This window comes from Duganella rivi, from assembly GCF_009857435.1.
GTDB lineage: Bacteria > Pseudomonadota > Gammaproteobacteria > Burkholderiales > Burkholderiaceae_D > Rugamonas > Rugamonas rivi.
The window spans coordinates 263,280-288,781 of the sequence record NZ_WWCK01000008.1; the positions used below are offsets into that span (position 1 = coordinate 263,280).

18 protein-coding genes are annotated in these 25,502 nt (G+C 63.0%); 9 read left to right on the forward strand and 9 right to left on the reverse strand.

Translation table 11 applies throughout. The features are described 5' to 3' along the window. Positions 1–6: 6 nt before the first annotated feature. Both GTP45_RS26160 and GTP45_RS26165 read right to left on the reverse strand, forming a co-directional pair. Entirely contained in the window at positions 7–2,358 is a 2,352-nt protein-coding gene (locus tag GTP45_RS26160; RefSeq protein ID WP_161016760.1) for a S9 family peptidase, read from the reverse strand. 72 nt (positions 2,359–2,430) lie between these two features. Continuing rightward, positions 2,431–3,834: an MFS transporter gene (locus GTP45_RS26165; protein ID WP_229258649.1), complete on the reverse strand. Its 1,404-nt coding sequence runs from the start codon at positions 3,832–3,834 to the stop codon at positions 2,431–2,433. A gap of 159 nt (positions 3,835–3,993) precedes the next feature. Here GTP45_RS26165 and GTP45_RS26170 point away from each other — a divergent pair, with 159 nt between their 5' ends. Continuing rightward, positions 3,994–5,457 (forward strand): M20 family peptidase, encoded by a 1,464-nt coding sequence (locus GTP45_RS26170; protein WP_217363398.1) that lies wholly within the window; start codon positions 3,994–3,996, stop codon positions 5,455–5,457. Here the strand turns inward: GTP45_RS26170 and GTP45_RS26175 are convergent. The 3 genes from GTP45_RS26175 to GTP45_RS26185 form a co-directional block, all read right to left on the reverse strand. Beyond that, entirely contained in the window at positions 5,454–6,014 is a 561-nt protein-coding gene (locus GTP45_RS26175) for a hypothetical protein (RefSeq protein ID WP_161016762.1), read from the reverse strand. The genes GTP45_RS26170 and GTP45_RS26175 overlap by 4 nt on opposite strands. A 336-nt stretch (positions 6,015–6,350) precedes the next feature. Next, a complete protein-coding gene (locus GTP45_RS26180) occupies positions 6,351–7,061 on the reverse strand; it encodes an SDR family oxidoreductase (RefSeq protein ID WP_161016763.1) in 711 nt (236 codons plus the stop codon). 71 nt (positions 7,062–7,132) lie between these two features. Beyond that, positions 7,133–7,711 (reverse strand): TetR/AcrR family transcriptional regulator, encoded by a 579-nt coding sequence (locus GTP45_RS26185; protein ID WP_161016764.1) that lies wholly within the window; start codon positions 7,709–7,711, stop codon positions 7,133–7,135. Positions 7,712–7,803: 92 nt separating this feature from the next. Between GTP45_RS26185 and GTP45_RS26190 the strand changes: the two genes are divergently transcribed. Further along, positions 7,804–8,526, forward strand: coding sequence for a substrate-binding periplasmic protein (locus GTP45_RS26190; RefSeq protein ID WP_161016765.1), 723 nt, complete (start codon positions 7,804–7,806; stop codon positions 8,524–8,526). 44 nt (positions 8,527–8,570) lie between these two features. On the opposite strand, the gene GTP45_RS26195 is transcribed toward GTP45_RS26190, so the two are convergent. After that, a complete protein-coding gene (locus GTP45_RS26195) occupies positions 8,571–9,440 on the reverse strand; it encodes an NAD(P)H-binding protein (protein WP_161016766.1) in 870 nt (289 codons plus the stop codon). Positions 9,441–9,666: 226 nt separating this feature from the next. Between GTP45_RS26195 and GTP45_RS26200 the strand changes: the two genes are divergently transcribed. The 4 genes from GTP45_RS26200 (at position 9,667) to GTP45_RS29230 (ending at position 18,642) form a co-directional block, all read left to right on the forward strand. Then, the gene (locus tag GTP45_RS26200; protein WP_161016767.1) at positions 9,667–11,721 is read left to right on the forward strand and encodes a S9 family peptidase; all 2,055 of its coding nucleotides are present in this window, start codon (positions 9,667–9,669) and stop codon (positions 11,719–11,721) included. Positions 11,722–11,774: 53 nt separating this feature from the next. Continuing rightward, positions 11,775–14,396 carry an aminopeptidase N gene (gene pepN, locus GTP45_RS26205; RefSeq protein WP_161016768.1) on the forward strand — a complete coding sequence of 874 codons (2,622 nt, stop codon included), beginning with the start codon at positions 11,775–11,777 and terminating at the stop codon, positions 14,394–14,396. Positions 14,397–14,723: 327 nt separating this feature from the next. Continuing rightward, positions 14,724–15,461: an NF038120 family PEP-CTERM protein gene (locus tag GTP45_RS26210; protein WP_161016769.1), complete on the forward strand. Its 738-nt coding sequence runs from the start codon at positions 14,724–14,726 to the stop codon at positions 15,459–15,461. 16 nt (positions 15,462–15,477) lie between these two features. Further along, positions 15,478–18,642 (forward strand): S8 family serine peptidase, encoded by a 3,165-nt coding sequence (locus GTP45_RS29230; protein WP_308494625.1) that lies wholly within the window; start codon positions 15,478–15,480, stop codon positions 18,640–18,642. A 52-nt stretch (positions 18,643–18,694) separates the two neighbouring features. Here GTP45_RS29230 and GTP45_RS26220 read toward each other — a convergent pair whose 3' ends face one another. After that, entirely contained in the window at positions 18,695–19,177 is a 483-nt protein-coding gene (locus GTP45_RS26220) for a hypothetical protein (protein ID WP_161016770.1), read from the reverse strand. 7 nt (positions 19,178–19,184) lie between these two features. After that, complete coding sequence (locus tag GTP45_RS26225) at positions 19,185–20,354, reverse strand: TIGR04552 family protein (RefSeq protein WP_161016771.1); 1,170 nt, start codon at positions 20,352–20,354, stop codon at positions 19,185–19,187. An 82-nt stretch (positions 20,355–20,436) separates the two neighbouring features. Here GTP45_RS26225 and GTP45_RS26230 point away from each other — a divergent pair, with 82 nt between their 5' ends. From GTP45_RS26230 to GTP45_RS26240, 3 genes are read left to right on the forward strand one after another with little or no spacing between them, the layout of a single operon-like run. Next, on the forward strand, positions 20,437–21,384 hold the full coding sequence (locus tag GTP45_RS26230) for a glycosyltransferase (RefSeq protein ID WP_161016772.1): 948 nt from the start codon (positions 20,437–20,439) through the stop codon (positions 21,382–21,384). Continuing rightward, positions 21,377–23,200 (forward strand): hypothetical protein, encoded by a 1,824-nt coding sequence (locus GTP45_RS26235; protein WP_161016773.1) that lies wholly within the window; start codon positions 21,377–21,379, stop codon positions 23,198–23,200. Before GTP45_RS26230 ends, GTP45_RS26235 begins: the two co-directional genes overlap by 8 nt. 42 nt (positions 23,201–23,242) lie before the next feature. Beyond that, positions 23,243–24,658, forward strand: coding sequence for a GntP family permease (locus tag GTP45_RS26240; RefSeq protein WP_161016774.1), 1,416 nt, complete (start codon positions 23,243–23,245; stop codon positions 24,656–24,658). Here the strand turns inward: GTP45_RS26240 and GTP45_RS26245 are convergent. After that, the gene (locus tag GTP45_RS26245) at positions 24,600–25,403 is read right to left on the reverse strand and encodes a DNA-formamidopyrimidine glycosylase family protein (protein WP_161016775.1); all 804 of its coding nucleotides are present in this window, start codon (positions 25,401–25,403) and stop codon (positions 24,600–24,602) included. The genes GTP45_RS26240 and GTP45_RS26245 overlap by 59 nt on opposite strands. Positions 25,404–25,502 lie beyond the last annotated feature (99 nt).

Here is a 25,502-nt window from a genome sequence, read left to right on the forward strand (position 1 = left end):
TCCTGTTTATTGTTTCAGGGTGCGTTCAAACAGCTGGTAGATGCGGCGGTATTCGTCGTACCACGCTTCCGGGTGCACGAAGCCGTGACGCTCCAGCGGATACGAAGCCAATTCCCAGTTATCTTTTTTCAGTTCGATAAAGCGCTGGGCCATGCGCACCGAATCTTGGTAGAACACGTTATCGTCGATCATACCGTGAGCGATCAGGATGTGGCCTTTCAGTTTGTCGGCGTATTCAATCGGCGACGACACCTTGTACGCTTGCGGATCGAGTTCCGGCGTGTTCAGGATGTTGGCGGTGTACTCGTGGTTGTAGGTCGTCCAGTCGGTGACCGGGCGCAGCGCCGCGCCGGACTTGAATTGATCCGGTGCGCGCAGCAGCGCCATGAAGGTCATGAAGCCGCCGTAGCTGCCGCCGTAGATGCCGACGTTGGCGGCATCGCCCTGGTGCTTGGCCACCATCCAGTTCAGGCCATCGACGTAGTCTTCCAGTTCTGGATGGCCCATCTGGCGATAGATCGCGGTGCGCCAGTTGCGGCCATAGCCCAGCGAGGCGCGGTAGTCCATGTCCAGCACGATGTAACCCTTCTGCACCAGCAGGTTGTGGAACATCTGCTCGCGGAAGTAGACCGGGTAGCGCTTGGTGACGTTTTGCAGGTAACCCGCGCCGTGCACGAACATCACGACTGGATATTTTTTACCGGCTTCCAGGGTGGCAGGGCGATACAGCTTGGCCCATACCGGATCGGCGCCGTGGGTCGATGGCACGGCGACGATTTCCGGCTGAATCCACTCGCGCGCCTTGAACTCGGCGGTGCGGGTGTCGGTCAATTGCGTGATCGCGCCGCCGCTGCTGGCGACGGTGCCGATCTGGGTCGGCATGTAAGCGGTGGAGTAGCGCACCAGCAGCTTGCGGCCGTCCGGCGACAGCGAGAAGCTTTCAACGCCGCCCAGCGAGGTCAGTTCTTTCAGCGCGCCGTCCTTGGTGTTGGTGGAGCAGACTTCATAAGTGCCCGGCAGTTTAGGGTTGCACATGAAATAGGCGGTCTGGCCGTCGCTCGACCACGTCACGCTGGACTCTTCCCATTTGCCCGAGGTGATCGCGCGTGCCTTGCCGTCCGGGCCTTGCAGGTAGAGGTGCGAGTAGCCGCTTTCTTCCGACTCGTACCACAGCGTGCTGTTGTCGGGCTGCCAGCCAAAGTCGTTGCCGCGGTTGTTGACCCATGCGGCGTCGCTCAGGCGGTGCAGCGGTTTCAGTTTGGCTGCGGCCAAGTCCACGCCGGCGATCCAGCGATCCTTGTTGTCGATGGCTTGCGCCATCACGGCGACGCGCGCGCCGTTGGCGCTCCAGCGGATCGATTCTTCGCGGCCTTCGAAACGCACGCCGCGATTGCCTTTCAGCGCATCGAGTTTTTGCGCCGCGCGCATCTCGGCCAGCGGGTCGGTCTTGATGCCCGGCAGATCGTCCAGCGACAGCTCGGTGACCTTGCGCGTCGCCACGTCCACCAGTTTCAATTGGTGCTGCAGCGGGCCCACTTCGCTTACGCGCTTGCGTTCATCATCGGTTTCTTCGTAGCCCGATTCGGTGACGTAGCGCGGCATCTTGCCAACGCGGCGCTTGTCGCCATCCTTGACGGCGGTGACCACCAGCAGGTAGCGGCCGTCCGGCGACAGCGAGCTGGTTTCGATGGTGACCTTGTCTCCGAAGTAGATCGGCAGCGGCGCGCGGGTGGCGTCGGCGGCGCGGTCGGCGTTGCGCTGGTCGCGCGTTTCGTCTTTCTCTTGTTTGATGCGCGCCAGCGTGGACATCAGGCGCAGTTGCATGTCGCGGCGGAAGTCGGCGTCCGGTGCGGCTTCAGGATCTTTGGCGGTGCGCAGCAGCGCGACCGGCGACACTAGGCGCTCGGCGCGGCTCCAGCTGAACCAGTCGGCGCCCACGCGGAACTGCACGTGGTTGCCGTCGGCCGCGTATTGCGCGTCCGATGCCGGCGAGGTGCCGCGCACGATTTGCGTCAGCGCGCCGGTTTTCAGGTCGCGTTCAAACAGGTCGCCGTTGCGCAGCACGATGGCGCGGGTGCGTTCGCGGTTGTAGACCACGTCCGCGCTATCGAGGTTGGCCAGCTGTTTTTCTTCTACCAGTTTCACGCCGCCGGTGGCCTGGTAAGTGTCGCGCACAGCGGAGCCGGTGCGTTTTTGCTTGAAGTAGACCTGGCGGCTATCCCAGCCCCACCATGCCGATTCCACCGGATTGCCGATCCAGTCTGGATTGGCCATGGCTTGATCGAGGGTGATGGGAGTTGGTGCGGCATTCGCGCCGGCGGCGATGGCGGTCGCTAAGAGAGGCAATACAAAACGCATCGGTAGTTTCGCTTGTAGGTTGGGTAATCGGGAGCGCCGGATCGCGGCACGTCCACGATTCTAGCCCATGAACTAGCTGCGAGCCATCTTGTCGGTTTGGCCATGGCCGGCATCGGGGCCGCCACGGCGCGGCGCCAGCCGCAGTGCCCATAGCAGGATGGCGCCCGCCGCCAGATACAGCACGATCAGCGCGGCCAGCATGGCGGCGCTGCCGCCCCAGTGCAGCATGTGCTCACTGAGCATGGGGCCCAGCGCGCCGCCGAGCAAACCAATGCTGCCCACCAGCGCGATGCCGGCCGCGGAACGGCGGCGATTCAGCATGCCGGTGAGGATGGCGACCAGCAGCGGCGCCGCCGCAGCAATGCCCAAGGTGGCCAGCGTCAGCCCGGCCAGCGACCATGCGAGGCCGTTGTCGGCGGCGATGGCCAAGCCCAATCCACCAGCAGCCAGCACCATGCTGGCGACGAAATGGCCGCGCCGTTCACGGCGGCGGTCGGAGTCGTAGCCGATCAGGATCATGCCGGCGATGCCCGCCAGATTGGGCAGGGCGGTCAGCAGGCCAAGCTCCGTATGGCTTCCTGCGCCCCAGTGCTGCATCAGCATCGGAGACCAGAACAGCAGCGCATAGCTGGCGCCGATCAGCAGCAGGTTGGATAAGGCCAGCAAAACGATAGACGGTTCGCGCAGCAGCGACCAAATGGTGGCGAATGGCGAGGGCTCTTCTTCCTCGCCGTCTTCGGCGGCGCCGCCGTTCAGTGCATCCTCGTCGCGCTCCAGGTCTTGCGCGATCATCTGCTGTTCAAACGACGACAGCCAGTTGGCGTCCGCCGGTTTGTCATCGAGGTAGAAGTAGGCGACCACGCCAAGCAGCACGGCCGGCAAGCCTTGCGTCACCAGCATCCACTGCCACGCATCGAGCACGCCGTAATCGCGCAGATGCTTTAGCGTGACGGCGCACAGCGGCCCTGCCACCACGGCCGCCAGCAGCGCGGCGGAAGCGAAGATGGCAAACACGCGCGCGCGGCGCGAGGCCGGGAACCAGTAGGTCAGGTAGAGGATCACGCCGGGGAAGAAGCCCGCTTCCAGCACGCCGAGCAAAAAGCGCAGCACATAGAACTCGACCGGTTCGCGCACGAAGGCGACGGCGGCGGCGATCGCGCCCCAGCACAGCATCATGCGCAACAGGGTTTTGCGCGCGCCGACTTTTTCCAGCAGCAGATTGCCGGGCAGGCCGCACAGGCAGTAGCCGATGAAGAAGGCGGCCGCGCCGAAAGCATAGACTTGTTCACTGAAATCGAGACTGGCGCCCATTTGCAGCTTGGCGTAGCCGACGTTGACGCGGTCGAGATAAGCGACCAGGTAGCACAGCATCAGCAGCGGCAGCAAACGCCAGCTGATCTTGCGGTAGATGGCGGCCATGCCGGCCGCGCCGCGCAAGTGCAGGATACGGGCGCCGTGGTTCATGCTGGTAGCCATAATAGTTCCACGTCAGGCGATGCAAGGTCGGTGGCGGGATTGGTCTGCATATTGGCGATATTAGCTGCACGATATGGCATACGCAAGCTTTAGAATCGTACGCTGGAACTCAAAACAACAGTGCCCAAAATGGTGCGCTTTTAACGGGGAAAATGAATGATGCTGAAGCGGATCTTGTTGGCTGTATCGCTGGCGATAGCGGCCATCGTGGCGGTGGTGGGCTGGAATACCTTGCGTCTTACTTCACGCCAGATCGAGGTGAAGCCGCTGGCGCCGCTGGCGCTGGAGCGCGACGCCGTCGCAGCGCGGCTGGCCGGCGCGCTGAAGTTCCGCACCATCTCCGATGCGTCCAGTGCCGACATCAATGCCGACGAATTCACGCGCATGCAGGCTTACCTTGCGCAAGCCTTCCCGCGCTTGCACGCCACCCTCAAGCGCGAGATGGTCGGCCAGTCCATGTTGTACACGTGGCAGGGCAGCGATCCGCAAGCCAAGCCTGTCCTGTGGCTGGCGCACCAGGACGTGGTGCCCGTCGCTCCGGGCACGGAAGCCAATTGGCAGCAACCGCCGTTTGACGGCGTGGTGAAGGACGGCTTTGTCTGGGGCCGTGGTTCGTGGGACGACAAGGGCAGCCTGGTAGCGCAGATGGAAGCAGTGGAGACGCTGCTGGCTGCCGGCTATCAGCCGCGCGGCACCATCTACCTGGGCTACGGCGCGGATGAGGAAGTCGGCGGCCGTCGCGGCGCGGTGGAAATCGCCAAGCTGCTGAAGGCGCGCGGCATCAAGCTCGATTACATTCTGGATGAGGGCATGCTGGTCACGCAGGGCATCATGAGCGGCATCGCCAAGCCGGTGGCGCTGATCGGCGTGGCGGAGAAGGGCTACGCCAGCGTCAATCTGTCGGTGACGACCGCGCCGGGCCACTCGTCGATGCCGCCGCAGAAAACCGCGATCGGAGCCATGAGCGCGGCGCTCACTGACCTCGAACGCAAGCAGATGCCGGCCGAACTGACCGGCGTGGCGCGCGATATGTTCGACATCATCGCGCCGGAGATGCCGGGCTTGAACCGCGTGGTGCTGTCCAATCTGTGGCTGTTCGCGCCGGTGGTCAAGCAGCAGCTGGCGCAATCGGCCGGCACCAACGCCATGCTGCGCACCACCACCGCGCTGACCGTAATCCATGCCGGGAACAAGGACAACGTGCTGCCGGGCCGCGCCGATGCGGTGGTCAATTTCCGCGTGCGTCCGGGCGACACCGTGGCCGGCGTGATGGATCACGTCAAGCAAACGGTCAATAACGGGGAAGTGCACGCTGAGCTGGATGCGGGATCGTCGGAGCCGTCGCCGGTGTCGCCGGTGAATTCGGCGCAGTACACGCTGATCAACCGCACCATCCGCGAGGTGTTCAGCGATGCGGTGGTGGCGCCGGGAATCGTGATCGGCGCGACCGATGCGCGCCACTACCGCGAGGTCAGCGATCACGTGTACCGCTTCTCGCCGGTGCGCGCGGGCAAGGAGGATTTGCCGCGCTTCCACGGCACCAACGAGCGTATCGGCGTCGACAACTACCTGGAAGCGGTGCGCTTCTACGTGCAGTTGGCGCGCAACGGCGCGGCAGCTTAAGCGGCTGCGCCGTTGGCCACGTAGTGACGGGCCGGACGCAGTTCCGGCCGCGAGGCGGCATCGTCATCGTCCTGGGCGAGGAACTTGCTGCCGATTTCAAACCACTCTTCGCTGGAAATCACCTTCTGCGCCAGCGGCAGCAATTCCTGCTCTTCCTTGTCGAGCCGCTTGAGCAGATTCTGGCAGTACAGATCCACCGTCTTGCACAGGAACTTGCCCTGCGACGCGCTGCGGCGCATGGCGCGGCGCAGGCAGCGGTAGACGGCGTTGAGCATGGCGCTGCCGCGCTGGCTCAGGTTTTCAAGATCGTTGAGCAGGGGCGCGCAGGCTGGTTCGGCGGCGCGCACGGCCGGCATCAAACACGCTTCCACTTTGCGCTGGTGGCGCGCTTCGGCAAAGCTGGTCAATTGTTTGAGCTGCGATTCAATGAACACAGGATCGATTTCCTGCGGGCGGCGCGCGATCAACTGCACGTAGTGCAGCAGGCGCGAGATGAAGTGACGTTCTTTTTTTTGTTCGATAGACAGTGTCAGCAAGACATAGGTGGCAGTAAGCATAGCGTTTCCCGTATTTCGTGTGACTAGGCTGCGCGGGGCTGTCGCAGAGGGGCCTTTGAAGCTAATACCTTAGCTTGCATCACGGGCTCATACAACGCCGATTTACAATTGTTCACAACTAGTTGTGAGGCAATACAAAGCGAAGCATTACCGGCTGGGAAAACGAATTGCGCACACGTCATGCCGGCTGGATCGTGCGCTTTTTCACCTGACTGAGTACTCGATTATGCCTTGTTTTATTGCTTGAAAATACGCGATTTATTGCAGATTTCCGAAATTTTTTCTATCGGCGGCGGCCACTTTGGGCCGCCGTCTCAATGCTGCGCTGCGGCGTATTTACACAGCGCGCGGCTCGCCGAGGTAGGCGCTGCGCGGCGCGGTCAGGCCGGCCTTGACCTGGTGCGAGATGGCGTCGGTCAGCACTTCATCTTCGTTAGCTTGCAGTGCGGTGACGATGGCGGCGGCGATGTCGGCCGGGGCCGATTTTGGCGCGTCGATGCCGGCGGTCATGTCGGTGTCCATGTAACCCATGTGGGCGGCCAGCACGTGGGTGTTTTGCGCGCGCAGCTCGCCGCGCAGGCTGTTGGTCAGGCCCCAGGCCGCTGCCTTGGAGGCGCTGTAGGTGCCAGTGCCTGGGAAGCTCAGCCAGCTCAGCGCCGACAGAATGTTGATGATGGCGCCGCCGCCATTGCGGCCCAGTACCGGCGCAAACGCGTGGCTCAGGGCCAGCGGGGCGAAGAAGTTGACTTCCAGTTCGTCGCGCGCGGCTTGCAGGGCGTCGGGCGTAGTGGCGCCGCTGCCGGTGGAGATGCCGGCGTTGTTGATCAGGATGGTCAGGTCAGGGATGGCTTGCACGGCGGCGGCGATATCGGCGGCGTTGGTGACGTCCAGCTTGATCGGCGTGACGCCGGCGATGTCGACCGAAGCAGGATTGCGGGCAGCGGCATACACCTTGCGGGCGCCGGCAGCGACAGCGGCTTGCGCCAGGGCTTTGCCCAAACCACGGTTAGCGCCGGTAACGAGGACGACGGAGTCTTTGAAGTTCATGGTATTTCCTTTCGAGGTTAAGTAAAAAACTACAATATGACCGGTCGTCTTAAAAACGGCCGAAAAAAAATTTAACTCAAAATGCGGCCCAGCACCACGCGGGCGAAGCGTTCCAGCGGCTCGCGGCTTTGCTCGGCCTTGGCGCGCATGACGGCGCCTTGCCATGCATCGTTGACGAAACTGGCCAATTCCGTGGCTGGCGCATCGGACTTGATGCTGCCGTCTTGCTGGCCTTCGGCGATGACCGCCGCCAGCACCGCGCTGGAGCCGTCGAATGCTTCGCGCATGGCGCTGCGCATGGCCGGGATCTGGTTCGACAACTCGGTGCTGAAGTTGCCTAGCAGGCAGCCAAACTGGAACTCGTTGGCGGCGTTGCCTTCGATCATGCGCGCAAAATACTGCTGCAGGCGTTGCAGCGGCGGCAGCGAGCGGTCGCGCAGCAGGGCCGTCATCTGGCCCACGCCTTCCGTGTAGCGTTGCAATACTTCCAGCCCCAGCGCTTCCTTGCTGGTGAAGTGGTTGTAGAACGAGCCCTTCGGCACACCGGCAGCGTCGGTGATGTCTTGCACGCTGGTGGCGTTGAAGCCCTTGCTGTGCAGGAGTTGCAAGCTGGTGGTGACGATTTGCTCTTTAACGTTTGCTTTAGCCATGTCTGCAATATGACCGGTCGTCTTAAATAAGTCAAGAACTTTTTTCGATGGCGCGATAAGATATTCGTTGTCAACTTTGAAAGGAGGGAGCCGTGCGCAAGATAGTCATGACGCTGCTGCTGGGTTTGCCGCTTTGGGCGCAGGCCGGGCCGCTGGAATTGAAGATGTGCATCTTCGACCATCCGTTTCCTCCGATGACCTATCCCGATGGTTCCGGCCAGGCGCAGGAAGTGTTGCGGCGCGCTTCGCGCTTGCAGCCGGTGCAGATCAATACCGTGGTGGCGCCGCGCTTCCAGTGCATGGAGCAGCTGCGTACCGGGCAGGTGGACGCCATGCTGGCCGCCTTCATCGAGGAGCGCACCTCGTACAGCGCGTTCCCAATGAAAGATTCGCAGCCCGATGCCAGCCGCGCCGTGGGCGAGTTGAATTTCTCGGTATCGCGCCGGCGCGGCGGTTCGGTGGAGTGGGACGGCAAGCAATTCGTCAACCTCGGCCGCCAGCCGGTGGGCACGCAGCCGGGTTTGCTGCACGTGTCCTTGCTGCGCCAGTTGAACGTGGTGATCGATGACAGCGCGAGCAGCCCGGAACAAGCGTTTGCCATGCTGGCGCAAAACCGCGTAGCGGCGGTAGTCACCCAGCAAGGTGAAGGCGAAGCCATCATCTCCCGCAAATACAAAGGCGACATCGAAATGCTGGCCACGCCGCTGGTGACGACGCCGCTGTACCTGATCGTCAACAAGGTGTTCTACCAGAAGCACCAGGCGCAAGTGGATGGCTACTGGGATGCGGTGCGGCAGGTGCGCAGCATAAAATAGCTAGCCTGGCTTAAGCCGTTGACTAAGGCCCCAATGGGCCAAGCTTACTCCAGGGCCGCGGTCAGCACCTCGCTTAGCGGTCGCACCGGCGCATCGATCAGGTTTTTCAGTGCAGGGTCCGGTTGGTCGAACACGCCGGTCGCTGCCGCCGTCAGCCAGTCGCTGAACAGGTGGGCCGTGTGCAGCGGCAGGCCGTCGGCGACGCGCTCGGCGACATACTGCTCCGGCGTGATGGCGGTGTAGGTGATGGGCACTGCGAGCAATTCGGAGTAGAGCTCGGCCAACATGTGCATGGAGTAACAGGTTCCGGCATTCAAGCGGATGGTGCTGTTTTCGTGCCCGCCCAGGGCCAGGATTGCTGCGCAGGCGGCGGCCAGGTCTTCTCTGCCGGTTAGCGGGATTTTGCCTTCGCCCGCCGGTAGGCGCATGCCTTTGCGCACCACGCGGTCGCCGACCAGCGCCGGTATCCATTCCGCTGCCGGCGGATAATGGATGATGGTGTAGGCCATGCCGGACGCGCGCAGCAGCTGTTCAGTGGCGATATCACTCTCGGTCACGCCATCGATGTCCGCATGCACGCCCTCGCGCCGCTGCAGCGCCGGGTACACCACGTGGCGCACACCTACGGCCTGGGCAGCGCGGATCGCGTTATCGTGCAAGGCCAGGCGATCGCCTCCTGCCTTGGCGGATACCAGGAACAGCCTGTCGACGCCGCGCAATGCCGCCAGCATGCCGGCATGGTCGCCATAATCCGCCCCCCGGACTTCCAGACCCTGCGCCGCCAGGTTGGCCGCCCGCTGTGGATCGCGCGCGCCGGCGACGAGACGATCAACAGGCACTCTCTTCAACAACGCTTTAAGAATACTGTCCCCCAGGCGGCTCGTCGCTCCGGCAACCATTATTCGACCCATCATGATGCGAACAGCCCCTCAAATGAAAGAAAGCCCGAGGTTAGCAGCCCACTGTCGAGGCGGTGGTAAAGAGTTGTAATTTACGAAAATTTACCTTTTTGCAGGCGCTGGCTGGATTCCGGGGATATTGCGTAAAGTAACAATCTGACGCCGGGCGCGGCTCTCTTGGTATGATGTCCGATGCCCGGCCACAAGCCGGTATTTTTCTAATAACATCGGAGAATCCCGAATGAGAATTCCACTGCTGCTGTTGGGCGCCGCGATGGCGTCCAGCGCTGTGGCCGCGCCGCGCGGCTTTACTGTAGAAGACCTGGTCAAGATGGAGCGCGTCGGCAGCCCAGTGCTGTCGCCCGACGCCAGCCGGGTGGTCTACACCGTGCGCACCACCGATCTCGATAAGAACCGTGGCAACACGCAGCTGTGGCTGCTGGACTTGCGCAATCCGAAGGCCGCGCCGCAGCGCTTGACGCAAGCCGCCGCCAGCGCCACCGATCCAGAATGGTCGCCGAACGGCGACGCAATTTACTTCCTGTCGGGCCGCTCCGGTTCATCGCAGGTGTGGCGCTTGCCGCTGACCGGCGGCGAAGCCGCCAAGGTCACCGATCTGCCGCTCGACGTCGATAATTTCCGCCTGTCGCCGCAGGGCGATCGCCTGCTGTTCAGCATGGCCGTGTACCGTGATTGCGCCGACCTCGCTTGCAGCAAGAAGCGCGCCGATGAGCAAGCCAAGGTCAAGGCCAGCGGCAAGGTCTACGACAAGCTGTTCGTGCGCCACTGGGATACCTGGGCCGATGGCCGCAACAATGTGCTGTACTCGGCGCCGATCGACGCCAGCGGCAAGGTCAGCGCCGAGCCGGTCAGCCTGAGCGGCAAGCTCGACGGCGACGTGCCGTCCAAGCCATTCGGCGATCACGATGAATATCACTTCAGCCCAGACGGCAAGACCGTCGCCTTCTCGGCCCGCATCGCCGGCCGCACCGAGGCATGGTCGACCAACTTCGACGTCTACACCGTGCCGGCCACCGGCGGCGAGCCAACCAACCTGACCGCCGATAACAGGGCATGGGACACCAAGGCCATCTACTCGCCGGACGGCAAGACCTTGGCTTACGTCGCCATGGACAAGCCGACCTTCGAAGCCGACCGCTTCCACCTCGTACTGATCGACGTGGCAAGCGGCAAGAAGCGCACCATCGCCGACAACTGGGATCGCTCGATTGCGGACTTCCGCTGGACGCCAGACAGCAAAACCATCTTCGCCACTGCCGATGATGTCGGCCAGCACCGCCTGTTCGCTATCGACGCCGCCAGCGGCAAGGTCACGGCGCTGACCAACAAAGGCTACGTCAGCGGTTTCGACGTGGTGAAAGACACCGTGGTCATCGCGCAAGCGAATCTGTCCTCCGGCGCGCAGCTGTACAAATTCAAACTGGGCACGTCCGGCGAAAAGGCCGAGCAGCTGACCAAGCTGAATGAAGCGGCGCTGGCCGACGTCAAGTTCGGCGAGTACGAGCAGTTCTCCTTTGTCGGCGCCAATGGCGACACGGTCTACGGCCACGTCATGAAGCCATGGAACGCGCAGCCGGGCCAGAAATATCCGGTGGCGTTCCTGGTGCACGGCGGCCCGCAAGGCAGCTTCGGTAACTCGTGGAGCTATCGCTGGAATCCGCAGGTGTACGCGGGTGCCGGCTACGCCACTGTGTTCATCGACTTCCACGGTTCGACCGGCTACGGCCAGAAGTTCACCGATTCGATCAGCGGCGACTGGGGCGGCAAGCCGCTGGAAGACCTGCAAAAAGGCCTGGCCGCGGCAGTGCAGAAGTTCCCATGGCTGGATCGCCAGAACAGCTGCGCGCTGGGCGCATCGTACGGCGGCTTCATGATGAACTGGATCGCCGGTAACTGGTCGGATGGCTTCAAGTGCATCGTCAATCACGACGGCGTGTTCGACACCCGCGGCATGGCTTACTCGACCGAAGAGATTTGGTTCACCGAGTGGGAAAACGGCGGCCCTTACTACGACGTGCCGGAACTGCACGAGAAATTCAATCCAGCGCTGAAAGTGAAGAACTGGAAGACGCCGATGCTGGTAGTGCAGGGCGATCTGGACTTCCGCATTCCGACCGCGCAGGGCCTCGGTACGTTCACCGCCTTGCAGCGTCAAGGCATTCCGAGCAAGTTCCTGTTCTTCCCGGATGAGAATCACTGGGTACTGAAACCGGCCAACTCGGTGCTGTGGCATCACACCGTGATCGACTGGCTCGATACCTACATCAAGAAGTAAGCATTCCGCATAACGCCCGCAGTTGCGGGCGTTTCTACATTTTGGATCATCACATGAAAAAATATTTGATCGCAGCGGCGGTCGCGCTGGCCGTGAGCGGCGCGCATGCCGGCGCAACGGCGCCGCGCGCTGAAAATCCTTATCTGTCGCAGCAAGACGCCGCCGCCCGCGCGGCCCGCGTCAGCAACGTCGATTACACGCTGGACTTCACGCTGACCGGCAAAGAATCCTTCGCCGGCACCACCACCTTGAGCTTCGATTTGAGCGACGCCTCGCAGCCGCTGACCATCGATTTGGACAAGGCCACCATCACCAGCCTGACCGTCAACGGCAAGACCGTCGCGCCGCAATACAACCAGTGGTTCATCACGCTGGCGGCGCAAGACTTGGCGGCCGGCCGCAACACCGTCACCATCGCTTACACGCGCCTGCACAGCACCAACGGCGAAGGCCTGCACCGCATGGTCGATCCGGTCGATGGCCGCGTCTACACCTACTCGCACTTTGAACCAGCGGCGGCGCACCAGATGTTCCCGGTGTTCGATCAGCCGGATTTGAAAGGCACTTACCAAGTCACCGTCAGCACGCCGGCTGACTGGGTGGTGTCATCCACCATGCGCGAAAGCGGTGTGCAGGATGTCGACGGCGGGAAAAAATGGATCTTCCCGCGCTCGAAAAAACTGAGCCCGTATAACTTCGCCATGCACGCCGGCCCGTACAAAGTATGGGAAGACAATAGCGGCAAATATCCTATGCGTTTGTTCGCGCGCCAATCGGTTGCGGCGCAAGTGTCGCCGCAGGACTGGTTCAAGTACACCAGGCAGGGCCTGGGTTTCTTCGATCAGTACTTCGGCATCCCTTACCAGTTCGAGAAGTATGACCAACTGCTGGTGCCGGACTTCCTGTACGGCGCAATGGAAAACGCCGCCGCGATCACCTTTGCTGAAGGCAGCTTCCTGCACAAGGAAGAGATGACCACGGCGCAGAAGCAATCGCTGGCCAGCGTCATCATGCACGAGATGGCGCACCAGTGGTTCGGCGACCTGGTCACCATGAAGTGGTGGAACGGCTTGTGGCTGAACGAGAGCTTCGCGTCCTTCATGGGCACTTTGGCGACTGCCGAATCGACCGAGTTCACCAACGCGTGGCAGGCTTTCTACTCCAGCGGCAAGCAAGCCGCTTATGTGCAGGATCAGCGCGTGACCACGCACGCGATTGAAACGCCGGTGCCGTCGACTGCGAACGCCTTCGATAACATCGACGCCATCACCTATTCGAAAGGCGCGTCGACCTTGATGCAGCTGCGTCACTTGCTGGGCGCGGAAGTGTTCCGCCAAGGCGTGCACAATTATCTGGTCAAGTACCAATACCGCAACGCCACGCTCGATGATTTCATCGGCAGCCTCGGTGAAGCAGCGCAGCGCGACTTGAGCGGCTGGACTAAAGAGTGGCTGTACGAAGCGGGCGTGAACACCATCGCCGCGGACTTCAGCTGCAAGGCCGGCAAGGTGACGTCTTTCACGCTGAAACAAAGCGCGCCGAATGCGGCGCTGCCGACGCTGCGCGAACAGCGCGTGCAAGTGGCTTTGTTCCAGTTGGGCGCGCGAGGTCTGGCGCTGGGCAAGAACGTCGCCGTCACCTACAAGGGCGCGAATACCGAAGTGCCTGAACTGAAAGGCGCGGCGTGCCCGGATCTGGTCTATCCGAACTATCAGGACTGGGGCTTTGTGCAAGTGCAGCTGGATAAAAAATCCTTCGCCACCGCGCAGTCCAGCCTTGGCAAAGTAGAAGATCCGCTGCTGCGCTCCATGCTGTGGCAAAGCCTGTGGGACGGCGTGCGCGCCGCCAAGCTGCCGCTCAACGCCTTCCTCGACACGGTGCTGGTCAACGCGCCTGGCGAAAAGGATTACACGCTGCTGGGCGGGATCACGGAAAAGATCGCGGCATCCCAAAACTATCTGAATGCGATGGGCCCATCGGCTTACCGCAGCAAGGTTGGCCTGAAACTGGAGCAGATGGCATTCGCCGCCACGCGTGCCGCCACCGACAGCAACTTCCAGCGCCGCTGGTTCTCCACCTACCTGAACCTGGCCAGCAGCCCGGCCGCGCTCAAGCAGCTGGCGTCCATCCTTGACGGCACGCTGGTGGTGCCGGGCCTGAAGGTGAGCCAGGACGTGCGCTGGGATATCGTCACGCGCTTGAACCGCTACGCCTATCCGGGCAGCGCGGCGCTGCTGGCGGCCGAACAGGAACGCGACAAGTCCGACAGCGGCCAGCAAGCGGCCATCGGCGCCGCCGCGATCCGCCCGGACGCCAAGGTCAAGGCCGAATGGCTGGCGACGATCACCGATCTGCAAACCAAGCTGCCATTCTCGAAAGTGCGCACGGCGATGGGACACCTGTATCCGAGCGAGCAGGGCGCGCTCAACGAGCAAACTGCGGCGCAGCGCCTGGCTGATCTCGGCAAGGTGGATAAAGCCGCCGGCCCGGTGTTCATGCGAGCCTACGGCGCGGCCATGTTGCCGGCCACTTGCACCCCGGCCAGCGTGCAGCGCCTGGAGGCGGCAATTGTTAAATTGCCGGATTTGTCTGCGGGCATGAAGCGTTCCCTAATGGTAACAAAACAGGAGGATGAACGCTGTGTTGCCATCAAGGAAGCAATGACAATATTTTAATCGGAGACTTGTCAGACCACCAAAAGCCAGCCGCTCAGGCTGGCTTTTTTTACGTCTAAACGAAGAAATTTTTGCACATTTACAACGGAAATCGGGCAATTACAGCATATTTTCATGACAAGCCGATGACATTGCTTTCATAGTGCTAGCAAGATTTTATTTGGTTTTAATAAAGATAAATAAATAATAAACGTTAATATTTCATTACTTGGATCAAGGCCATTGTTTATATTGAATGTTACTTTTTAAAAAAAGTAATCAGGGCTTAGTTCGGCAACCGACCGGGCAGGCCGTGGCTCTACCACCTTCACCACAAGGCAAAGAAATATGAACAACTTCTTGCAGCTGAAAAAAACGGCGGCGCTTGCGATTGGCGCCTTGGCGCTGATGAGCGCCGCGCCGGCCATGGCCGACACCATCGATTTCGAATCCCTCGAATCCAACACCTACGACGGCCTCAACACCTTCGACGCCGGCGACTACCACTTCGCCGTGATCGACTCGCCGAAGTACGGTCCGAACGGCACCGGCTTTGCCGGCGCCATCGGCAACGGCAACGACCCTTACCTGTGCGCGATTGCCGCCTGCCCGTCCGGCAACACCGGCATGTACTACCTCGGCGTCAACGACGGCAGCGTGAACATTTCGCGCGGCGACAGCAAGACCTTCAGCCTCGGCACCATCGACTACGCTTTCCTGGCGCCGGTCGACAATCTGCCTGGCTACTCCTACGGCCAACTGACCGTAACCGGCATCACCACCGGCGGCGGCAAGGTCAGCTACTCCTTCGATTTCCCTGAACTGGTTGGCGGCAACTCGCCCTTCCTGACCGTGGATCTGGCCAGCAAATTTGGCAACGCCCAGTTCAGCAGCGTAACCATCGGCTCCTGCGTGTTCACCGCCACCGATTGCGTCAACCCATCCGACAACCAGGCCCAGTTCGCCTTCGACAACCTGACCTTGGCGCCGGTGCCGGAACCGCAAACCTACGCCATGCTGGGCCTGGGCCTGGCTGCGATGAGCTTGGTGTCGCGCCGCCGCGCCAAGCAACACAACCACGTTTAAGCAGGGGACTACCACCATGAAATTGAAACTTCGCCCTGTGACCACCGGCGTGCTGCTGATGCTGTCGGCGCTGGCCGCCAACGTCCACGCTGAAGCCGAGCGCAAATCCTACATCGTGCAACTGGTCGACAAGCCAGTCGCCACCTACACCGGCCAAGTGTCCGGCCTGGCCGCCACCATGCCGGTGCAAGGCCAGCGCCTGAACGTCGATGCGGCCGATGTGCAGGCTTACATCAGCTACCTCGAAACCAAACAGAACGACGTTATCAACACCGTCGCCAACGCCGAAGTGACCCACAAGTACGACGTGGTGTTCAACGGCTTTGCCGCGCTGCTGACCGACGATGAAGTGCGCGCGCTGAAGAAAAACAGCGGCGTGGCGGCGGTGACCGCCGACTCCGTGATGCAGCTCGACGACGCCTACGTCAACAGCTTCATCGGCATCGACAAGGCCGGCGGCCTGTGGGAGCAACTGGGCGGCAAGGGCGCGTCCGGCGAGGACATCATCATCGGCATCGTGGACGGCGGCATCTGGCCGGAAAACCCAAGCTATGCCGACCGCGTGGACGACAATGGCAACCCAAGCCACAGCGGCTCGACGCTGGTGTACAACGCACCGCCGGCCAGCTGGAAAGGCAGCTGCGATACCGGCGAGGGCTTCAGCGTGGCCAACTGCAACAACAAGCTGATCGGTGCGCGCTTCTACAAGCAAGCGTCGCAAACCCTGCACTGGACCGAGTTCAACTCGGCGCGTGACTCGGTGGCCGGCACCGAGGGTTCGGGCGGCCACGGCAGCCACACCTCGAGCACGGCGGGCGGCAACGACAACGTGTCGGTGCTGACCGGCGGCCTCAACCTCGGCAAGACTTCCGGCGTGGCGCCGCGCGCCCGCATCGCCGCCTACAAGGTTTGCTGGACCGACGGCGTGACCGCCAAGAACGGCTGCGCCACCGCCAACAGCGTGGCGGCCATCAACCAGGCGGTGAAAGACGGCGTCAACGTCATCAACTTCTCGATCGGCCCAAGCGCGGGCGGCGGCACCTTCAACGAAGCGACCGAGCAAGCCTTCCTCGGCGCGGCGGCGGCGGGCGTGTTTGTTGCGGCCTCGGCTGGTAACTCGGGCCCGACCGCAACCGCACCGGCGCCAGTGTCCCACATCAGCCCATGGCTGACCACGGTCGGCAACTCGACCCACGACCGCATCTACCTGGCCGACGCGGCACTGGGCAACGGCGCAGTCGTCACCGGCGCATCGAGCAACGCCAATACCAATGCTGCACCGCTGATCCTGGCCAAGGACGCCGGCTTGCCTAACGTCGACCCGCTGCAACTGTCGCAGTGCTTTGGCGCGACTGACGGCCTGACCTCGCCGCTGCTGGATCAAGCCAAGGTCACCGGCAAGATCCTGGTCTGCGACCGCGGCAACAACGTGCTGGTCAACAAGAGCGCCAACGCCAAGACCGCCGGCGCAGTCGGCGTGATCATCGCCAACGTGGAAGGCGGCAACGCCACCATCCTGAACCAGCCGCACACCGTGTCGACCATCCACATCACCAAGGAAAACGGCAAGATCGTCAAGGACTACGTGCTGGCGACCGGCGGTTCGGGCAGCAGCGCGCTGGGCAACCTGCGCGCCACCATCGACAACAGCGTCAAGGCGCCGATCATGAACGGTTCCTCGTCGCGTGGCCCGAACGTGGCTAACGCCAACATCATGAAACCGGACGTGACCGCACCGGGCACCGACATCCTGGCCGCCGTCACCGCCGGCCTGACCAAGGATCAGCGCAATGCCGTGGCCGCAGGCGGCGCCGCGCCGATCAGCGACTGGGCGTTCTACACCGGCACCTCGATGGCCTCGCCGCACGTGGCCGGCGTGGCAGCGCTGCTCAAGCAACGCCACCCTGACTGGACCCCGGCTGCCATCAAGTCGGCGCTGATGACCACCGCCTACAACACCTTCACCGACGGCTTGACCAGCGGCGTCGCGTGGGACGCGACCGCCAAGAACACCGGCACGCTGCCATGGGGCCAAGGCGCCGGCCACATCGCGCCTAACTCGGCGGCCGATCCTGGCCTGGTGTACGACATCGCGCCGGTGGACTACGCGCGCTTCCTGTGCGGCCAAGGCTTGATCTACAGCCCGGCACAGTGCACCGCGTTCGGCGGCTCGCTGGCGGCGCAAAACCTGAACCTGGCTTCGCTGACTGCCGGTAACGTGCTGGGTTCGATGACCCTGACCCGTACCGTCACCAACGTCGGCGAGACCGCCGCCACCTACAACGCCAGCGCTTCGGTGCCTGGCTATAAAGTAGAAGTGCAACCGTCGCAGCTGGTACTGGCCGCCGGCGCCAAGGCCACCTTCACCGTGAAAGTGACCCGCGTGGATGCGCCGATCGATACCTGGACCTACGGCAAGCTGGTCTGGAGCGACGGCACCCACACCGTGCGCAGCCCACTGACCGTGCGCGGCAGCGCGCTGGCGGCGCCAACCGGTGTCTACAGCGAAGCGGCCAGCGGCAGCAAGATCATCACCGTTGGCACCGGCTTTGCCGGCAGCATGAGCGCGGTCAAAGGCGGCCTGATTCCGGCGACCAAAGAAAGCCGCACCGTGGCGCAAGGCAGCAGCTTGTCGACCGCCAATGCGCAGTGCGCTGCCGGTGGTTCGGTGGGCGTCAACCTGCATAACGTCAGCATCCCGAGCGGCACCATTGCAGCACGCTTCTCGCTGTACGATGAAGAAGTGCAAGGCACCACCTCGGGCCTGAGCGACCTCGACCTGGTAGTCATCAAGGGCTCGACCATCGTCGGCAGCAGCGGTGGCGATACCGCCAACGAGTCGGTGCAGTTGCTGAACCCAGCGGCGGGCGACTACAAAGTGTGCGTGATCGGTTACGCGCCGCGCGGCGGTTCGGCCACCTACGCTCTGTCGAGCTGGCTGGTGCAATCGACCTCGACCGGCGGTAACTTCAAGGTCAACGTGCCAAGCTCGGCGACCATTGGCGGTACTGCCAGCGTGGGCATCAGCTGGTCGGGCCTGCCGGTTGGCAAGCGCTATGTTGGCGCGGTGAACTTCCTGTTGGGCGGCGTCAAGCAGGGCACTACCGTAGTGGACGTCGACACCACCGACCCGCTGCCGCTGTTCCAGAACTCCCGCGCGAAAGAATCGCTGGCGTTCTAACAGCGCAAGCTAGTCCCTCCCAAGCACGCGTGCAGTTTGACGCGGGCTTTTTTCATCTGGCGTCGGGACGGCCGCCGGGGCCGAAGGCAGGGCGTTCGTTGATCACGCACTGGCCGGCATTGCAGCGCGCGCCGGGATCGCTGACCACCGAGCAGGTCGACATCATGCCCAGCCGCTTGTCGTCGGCGCGGCGCGCCTCGGCGTGCTGCTGGACGCGGGCTTTGAGTTCGGCGCCGTCGCTGTTTTTGCTCGACCAGGCGAGGTAGTGTTCCGGCCCGCCGCAGGCCTTGGAGCCAACGCCGAGGCTGTGGCATTGGCTGTTGTCGTCGCAGCGCAAGTCGCTGTTGGCGGCCAGCACGCGCTGCCACAATTCCGGCGTCGTGGCCGAGCCAGGCGGCGCGGCCGAGGCCTTGAGCCGCAGATCGGGCTTGGCTTCCGGCTTGGCCGCGGGCGACTGCGCGCCGGCGCAGGCAGTGAGCAAAAGCAAGCTGGCCGCAGCCAGCCGCAGGGAGAGGGAGGAAGGTAGGATATTCATGCTTTCATCATGATCCAAGCCCGGGCTGATTGCAAGGAGGCTGCGCGGCAATCCAGCGTATCAGTTCGCGACCGAACACACGCGTGCGCGCGGTGTCGATCTGGCGTTTCTTGTAGGCGTCGTGGCTGGCCGGCCCGCTGAGGCTGCGCTGGTAGCTGGCCTCATCCATGAGCTGGATTTCGTACTCGAAGAAAAAGCCGACGTCGTAGTCCTGCTCCGGCGCGGCGTCCAGTTGCTGCACGTGGATCATCTTGCGCACCGTGACCTGGATGCTGTTGAAGCCGACACCGCTGTGCGGATTGTCGCAGCGGGTTTGCGGCTGGGCGATTGCGGCCAGTTCGGCGTCCATGGTGCGCAGCAGGTCTAGCGGGTACTCCTTGCTGTGCTCCAGCTGTGCGCGGTATTTGCAGAACACCTGTTTGGCGGCGTCCAGATCGAGCAGGGTGTTGCGGGTGCGTTCGGCGTCTACATTGGTCACCGACAGCAAGTGCGCGCGCTGCAAGGTACGCAGGGCCAGCAGGCATTCGCAGCGGGTGGCAAACACCAGCCGCACGCCAAGGTGGTCGAAGATATCGGCGGCAAGATAGGCGGCTTTTTGCAGCAGCTTGAGCAAGATGCTGTTGCGGCCCTTGTTGTCCTTGCGGTCGTAGTGCAGCAGCGGCAGGCAGACCTCGCCGTCGGTGAGGAAATGGCGGTCGCCGTCGTGGCGGATCACCTCGTCCAGCGTGCCGAACACCTGCGCGCGGATGGCGTGGAAGTGGCGCAGCTTGAGGTTGTTGTCGATGTAGAAAATGCCGTGCATGACTTTCAGCACCGCGCACGACCACATGCGCCGCGCATCCACCAGCTGGCCGCGCAGCGAGGCGTAGACCAGCAGTTGCAGCGGATCGTCCGGCTCGGCCACCTCGGGCGGGATCAGATGGGCCTGCGCCGGTTCGAGGAAGCTACAGCGGATGAAGGCCACCGCCTCCACATGGGCGCGGCGGATCAGCGCAATGGCGGCCGGCTGTTCAAGGTCGAAGCCATACTCGCGCACGAATTGGTGCGCATCGTGTAAATTGCGCAGGGCCAGCGCGCCAAGGTCTATCGCCGAGATGCCGTTGGCGATCGCGTTCAGATAAGTCCAGTTGAGCGATAACTTGCCTTCGCTCTTGAGCGAAGCTTGCAGTTCCGTCATGTCTCCTCCACCGCATTACTTTTATAATAAGAGGTTGTCGGTTGGAACTATAATAGCGCCTTTGCTTGCCACTATCAGTATCATGACACTACCCCGCACTGCGCGCATCGCCATTCTGGTGCCGTGTTACAACGAGGCGCTGACGATTGCGAGTATCGTGCGCGATTTCAATGCTTGTTTGCCACACGCACAAGTCTATGTCTTCGATAATAACTCCACCGACGGCACCGCTCAGGTCGCGCGCGAAGCGGGCGCCATCGTGCGCAACGTGCCGGCGCAGGGCAAGGGTAGCGTGGTGCGGCGCATGTTTGCCGACATCGAGGCGGATGCTTATGTGATGGTCGACGGCGACGATACGTATGACGCCAGCGTGGCGCCGCAGCTGGTCGAGCGCCTGCTGGCCGAGGGACTGGACATGGTGGTTGGCAACCGCGTCAGCACCGAGCAGGCGGCCTACCGCCCGGGCCACCGCTTCGGCAACGCCATGCTGACCGGCTTTGTGTCCTTTATTTTTGGCCGCACGTTTACCGACATCTTGTCCGGCTACCGCGTGTTTTCGCGCCGCTATGTGAAGTCGTTCGCGGCGCACTCGGCGGGTTTCGAGATCGAGACCGAGCTGACCGTGCACTCGCTGGAATTGCGCATGCCGGTGGCCGAGGTCTCGACCATTTACAAGTCGCGCCCGGAAGGCTCGGTCAGCAAGTTGAATACTTACCGCGACGGTTTCCGCATTCTCGGCACCATCTTCCGGCTGTTTAAGTCGGAGCGGCCGTTGGCGTTTTACTCGATCTTTGCGACGATCAGCGCCTTGCTGTCGGTGATCCTGGCTGAGCCTATCGTCAAGACTTACTTGCAGACCGGACTGGTGCCGCGCCTGCCGACCGCAACGCTGTGCGCGTCGCTGATGCTGTTTGGCGTGATTCTGCTGGTATGCGGCATCATTCTTGATGCGGTGACCAAGGGGCGTATCGAGCAGAAGCGCTTTGCCTACCTGGCGCAGCCCGGCCCGAGCCTGGATAGCGATGCGTAATTTCCTCGCGCGCCGGGCGCTGCTGCTGGTGCCTTTGCTGTTGGGTCTGTTGTCGCTGAGCAGCGGGCAGGACGACGGCTGGGACATGCGCAACTACCACCTGTACAACGTCCATGCGCTGCTCAACGGCCGTATTGGTTTTGATTTGTCGCCAGCCGGCTTCCAGAGCTATTTCAATCCGACGCTGGATCTGCCTTACTACTACCTGAACCAGTGGCTGCCGCCGCGCGCGGTTGGCTTCGTGCTGGGCGCGCTGCATGGACTGGCATTTGTGCTGCTGGTGGGCATTGCCCGCCAGTTGCTGGGCGCGGCGGCATCGCGCCGTTCGGTGTTGCTGCTGGCCTTGGCCGGCGTGTTTGCGCCGGGCTTCCTGAGCGAGTTGGGCAACACCATGGGCGACAACGTGAGCGCCTTGCCGGTGCTGCTGTCCGTCTACCTCGTGCTGCGCTATTGGGCGGCGCTGCCGCAGTGGAATGGCCGCGCCGTGCTGGCCTTGGTGGCCGCCGGTGCGGCGATGGGCCTGAGCGCCGGTCTCAAGCTGACCAATGCGACCTACGCCGTGGCCATGTGTGCAGCCTTGTTCGCAGCGGCGCCCGTGGCCGGTTTGCACTTGTGGCAGCGCGTGCGCCTGGCGTTCGTGTTTGGCGTTGGCGTGCTGGGCGGCGTGGCGACGACGGGCGGCTGGTGGTTCCTCAAGATGTGGCAGACCTTCGGCAACCCGGTCTTCCCGCAATTCAACAACGTTTTCCACAGCCCGCTGGCGCCGGAGAATGGCGTGATCGACGTGTTCTTCCGCCCGCAAGGCTGGCTGGAGAATGTGTTCTGGCCATTCATCTTTGCGTTCAACACGCGGCGCGTGTCGGAGATTCCGCTCAAGCTGGCCGTGTGGCCGGTGCTGTACGTGGTGCTGCTGGCCGTGCCGCTGGTGTGGCTGTGGCGCCGCCAGCGCCGCGCCGCAGCTACCGCCGCAAGCGGCATCACGTCGGCATCGCCGTCGCTGGCCCCGCGCAGCGTGTTCCTGCTGACCTTCATCGCATTGGCTTATCTGGTCTGGATGCGCATGTTCAGCATCTACCGCTACCTGGTGCCGCTGGAGTTGCTCGCGCCGTTGGCGATCTGGCTGGCATGGCAATACATCGCCCCGCGTGCGCAACGCTTGGCCGCAGTGGTGCTGGCCTTGCTGGCAGTTGGCGTTTTCCCCATCGCCAACTGGGGCCATGCCGAGTGGGGCGATACCGCCTTCAGCGCCGAGATCCCGGTTATCGACCAGCCTGCCGACAGCATCGTCTTCTTCGCCCAGCCAGATCCACCGTCTGGCTGGATGGCGACCTTCTTGCCGCAGCAAGTCCGCGTAATCGCCCTGGGCACCGGCCTGCCGGAGTCGCCGGCGTGGCGCGCCCGCCAACTGGCCGCCATCGCCGAACGCCCAGGGCCGCACTACCTGCTATTGAGCGCCGCCCGCAACGACCGCGACGGCACCCGCCTGCGCAAGCTGGCCGTTGCCCAATGGCTGGGCTGGACTGCCGACGCAGCCGGCTGCGGCAAGCTGGAAAAAGTCATGCAGCGCGTGCGCCTGCAAGTCGAACTGCGCCGCTTGTCCACCGGCGGCTGCACCTTCGACCTGTTGCCGCAACACGGCATCGATTTGGCTGCACTGGATCGCGCCACCATCGCGCAGGCTGCCGAGCGCTTGCAGCAATATGGCCTGCAACTGGATGCGGCCAGTTGCACCACGCACCGGGCGGCGGTCGGCGCCGAGCCGCGTCCTTTCCTCTGGTGCCGCGCTGGCGTGAAGGATCACGCTGCCGCGCGATAGTGTCTAAAATGGCAGCCAGTTCAACTTGTTTGCGGAGACTGCATGTCTTTTCTGATTGTTCTTGCTGCCCTGGTGTTCCTGATGCTGGCCGCGTATCGCGGCTACAGCGTGATTCTGTTTGCTCCCATTGCCGCGCTGGGCGCGGTGCTGCTGACCGACCCGGGCGCGGTGGCGCCGGTGTTCAGCGGCATTTTCATGGACAAGATGGTGGGCTTCGTCAAACTGTACTTCCCGGTGTTCCTGCTGGGCGCGGTGTTTGGCAAGCTGATCGAGCTATCCGGCTTTTCCGAATCGATTGTGGTGGCGGCCATCAAGTACATCGGCCGCACCCGCGCCAACGCGGTGATCGTGCTGGTGTGCGCGCTGCTGACGTATGGCGGAGTGTCGTTGTTCGTGGTGGTGTTTGCCGTCTATCCGTTCGCGGCTGAGCTTTACCGTCAAAGCAATATTCCCAAGCGCCTGATGCCGGGCGCAATCGCGCTGGGAGCGTTCTCGTTCACCATGGATACCTTGCCGGGCACGCCGCAGATCCAGAACATCATTCCGACCACCTTCTTCAAGACCACCGGCTGGGCGGCGCCGTGGCTGGGCGTGATCGGCTCCATTGCCACGCTGGCCGCCGGCCTGGCCTTCCTCGAGTGGCGCCGCCGCAGCGCGATGGCGAAGGGCGAGGGCTATGATAGCGCCGCCGCCCCGGCCGCTGCCGACCCGGCGCCGTCGGCGCCGGCACGGGCCGGCTTGCCGCATCCATTGCTGTCGCTGGCGCCGCTGGTGCTGGTTGGCGTCGCCAACTTTACGCTGACCAAGCTGATCCCCGGCTGGTACGGCGACAGCTACGCCCTCACGGCCGACGCCTTGCCCGGCCTGCACGCCACGGTCACTGTGCCGATCAAGTCGGTGATCGGCATCTGGGCGGTGGAGGGCGCGCTGCTGCTGGGCATCCTGCTGACCGTGGCCACCGCCTTCGGCCGCATTCGCCTCACCTTTGCCGACGGCACCAAGGCGGCGGTCGGCGGCGCGCTGCTGGCGGCCATGAACACCGCCTCCGAATACGGCTTTGGCGGCGTGATTGCCGCGCTGCCGGGCTTCCTGTCGGTGAGCGAAGCGCTGCGCAGCGTGCCCAATCCGCTGGTGAATGCGGCGGTATCGGTTACCTCGCTGGCCGGCATCACCGGCTCCGCCTCGGGCGGCATGAGCATCGCGCTGGCGGCCATGTCGGATCAGTTCATCCGCGCGGCGGAAGCGGCGCAGATTCCGCTGGAGGTGATGCACCGCGTGGTGGCCATGGCCAGCGGCGGCATGGACACGCTGCCGCACAACGGCGCGGTGATCACCCTGCTGGCGGTCACCGGACTGACGCACCGCCAGTCCTACCGCGATATCTTCGGCATCACCATCATCAAGACGCTGGCGGTGTTCTTTGTGATTGCCGTGTACTACCTGACCGGGCTGGTGTAAGCGCAGGCGGGTACTGCTTCTGGCATTTCACGCAAAAGAAGCTGCGGCGCTGGGTCTTGCCAAGGTGCGCCTTGTGAAACGGGATGTCGCAGCGCGGGCAGATGCGCTTGGTGTGCGCCAGCCAGTGCTGCTTGAGCACAAAGGCTTTTTTCCAGCGCAGGAAATCAAAGGCGTACACACGCATCTGCTCCACCAGTTCGCGCAGCTTGGCAGCGGACAGCGCGCCCACCGTCGACAGCGGATGCACGCGGATGCGGAACAGCACCTCGTTCTTGAAGATATTGCCGGCGCCGGAAAAAATCTCCTGATCCAGCGTGGCGTCGCACACCAGCATGTCCGGCTGCGCGCGCAGCTTTTTCAGCGCGGCCCTGGCGTCCCACTGATCTGACATCACGTCCGCACTCCAGTCGTATTGCACGTCGAGATCGGCGGGCAGGGTCTTCACCGAGCAGGTGTAGAAATTGAATTCCTCGCCGTCGTCAAAGCCCAGGCTTAGGCGCGGCTGCGCATCTTCCTTGCGCTCATTGATGCGGTAACTGCCAAACATCAGCAAATGAATCCGCAGCACGCGATCCGGCAGCTGGATCAGGAAATGCTTGCCCCAGCTGCGCAGGGCAACGATCGGCTGCCCTTCCAGCGCCGCATAGTCGACTTCCTTGCTGTTGCCGCTGGCGCGCGTGATGGTGCGGCCGACGAAACCCTCGGCCTGTTCACGCAAAATAACGATGGATGGTCCTTCCGGCATGGCCTGCCCCTCAAGCGTACAGGCTATCAGTGTGGGCGCGCTGCCGCGCCCTGACCGTACGCTAGCTCACCGAGCTGTCCAGCATGTTGTGTACTTATG

Excerpts from the sequence above, each read along its gene's own strand:
- GTP45_RS26160 (WP_161016760.1), bottom strand. The coding sequence starts at position 2,358 with ATGCGTTTTGTATTGCCTCTCTTAGCGACCGCCATCGCCGCCGGCGCG.
- GTP45_RS26165 (WP_229258649.1), bottom strand. The coding sequence starts at position 3,834 with ATGGCTACCAGCATGAACCACGGCGCCCGTATCCTGCACTTGCGCGGC.
- GTP45_RS26170 (WP_217363398.1), top strand. The coding sequence starts at position 3,994 with ATGCTGAAGCGGATCTTGTTGGCTGTATCGCTGGCGATAGCGGCCATC.
- GTP45_RS26175 (WP_161016762.1), bottom strand. The coding sequence starts at position 6,014 with ATGCTTACTGCCACCTATGTCTTGCTGACACTGTCTATCGAACAAAAA.
- GTP45_RS26180 (WP_161016763.1), bottom strand. The coding sequence starts at position 7,061 with ATGAACTTCAAAGACTCCGTCGTCCTCGTTACCGGCGCTAACCGTGGT.
- GTP45_RS26185 (WP_161016764.1), bottom strand. The coding sequence starts at position 7,711 with ATGGCTAAAGCAAACGTTAAAGAGCAAATCGTCACCACCAGCTTGCAA.
- GTP45_RS26195 (WP_161016766.1), bottom strand. The coding sequence starts at position 9,440 with ATGATGGGTCGAATAATGGTTGCCGGAGCGACGAGCCGCCTGGGGGAC.
- GTP45_RS26200 (WP_161016767.1), top strand. The coding sequence starts at position 9,667 with ATGAGAATTCCACTGCTGCTGTTGGGCGCCGCGATGGCGTCCAGCGCT.
- pepN (WP_161016768.1), top strand. The coding sequence starts at position 11,775 with ATGAAAAAATATTTGATCGCAGCGGCGGTCGCGCTGGCCGTGAGCGGC.
- GTP45_RS26210 (WP_161016769.1), top strand. The coding sequence starts at position 14,724 with ATGAACAACTTCTTGCAGCTGAAAAAAACGGCGGCGCTTGCGATTGGC.
- GTP45_RS29230 (WP_308494625.1), top strand. The coding sequence starts at position 15,478 with ATGAAATTGAAACTTCGCCCTGTGACCACCGGCGTGCTGCTGATGCTG.
- GTP45_RS26220 (WP_161016770.1), bottom strand. The coding sequence starts at position 19,177 with ATGAATATCCTACCTTCCTCCCTCTCCCTGCGGCTGGCTGCGGCCAGC.
- GTP45_RS26225 (WP_161016771.1), bottom strand. The coding sequence starts at position 20,354 with ATGACGGAACTGCAAGCTTCGCTCAAGAGCGAAGGCAAGTTATCGCTC.
- GTP45_RS26230 (WP_161016772.1), top strand. The coding sequence starts at position 20,437 with ATGACACTACCCCGCACTGCGCGCATCGCCATTCTGGTGCCGTGTTAC.
- GTP45_RS26235 (WP_161016773.1), top strand. The coding sequence starts at position 21,377 with ATGCGTAATTTCCTCGCGCGCCGGGCGCTGCTGCTGGTGCCTTTGCTG.
- GTP45_RS26240 (WP_161016774.1), top strand. The coding sequence starts at position 23,243 with ATGTCTTTTCTGATTGTTCTTGCTGCCCTGGTGTTCCTGATGCTGGCC.
- GTP45_RS26245 (WP_161016775.1), bottom strand. The coding sequence starts at position 25,403 with ATGCCGGAAGGACCATCCATCGTTATTTTGCGTGAACAGGCCGAGGGT.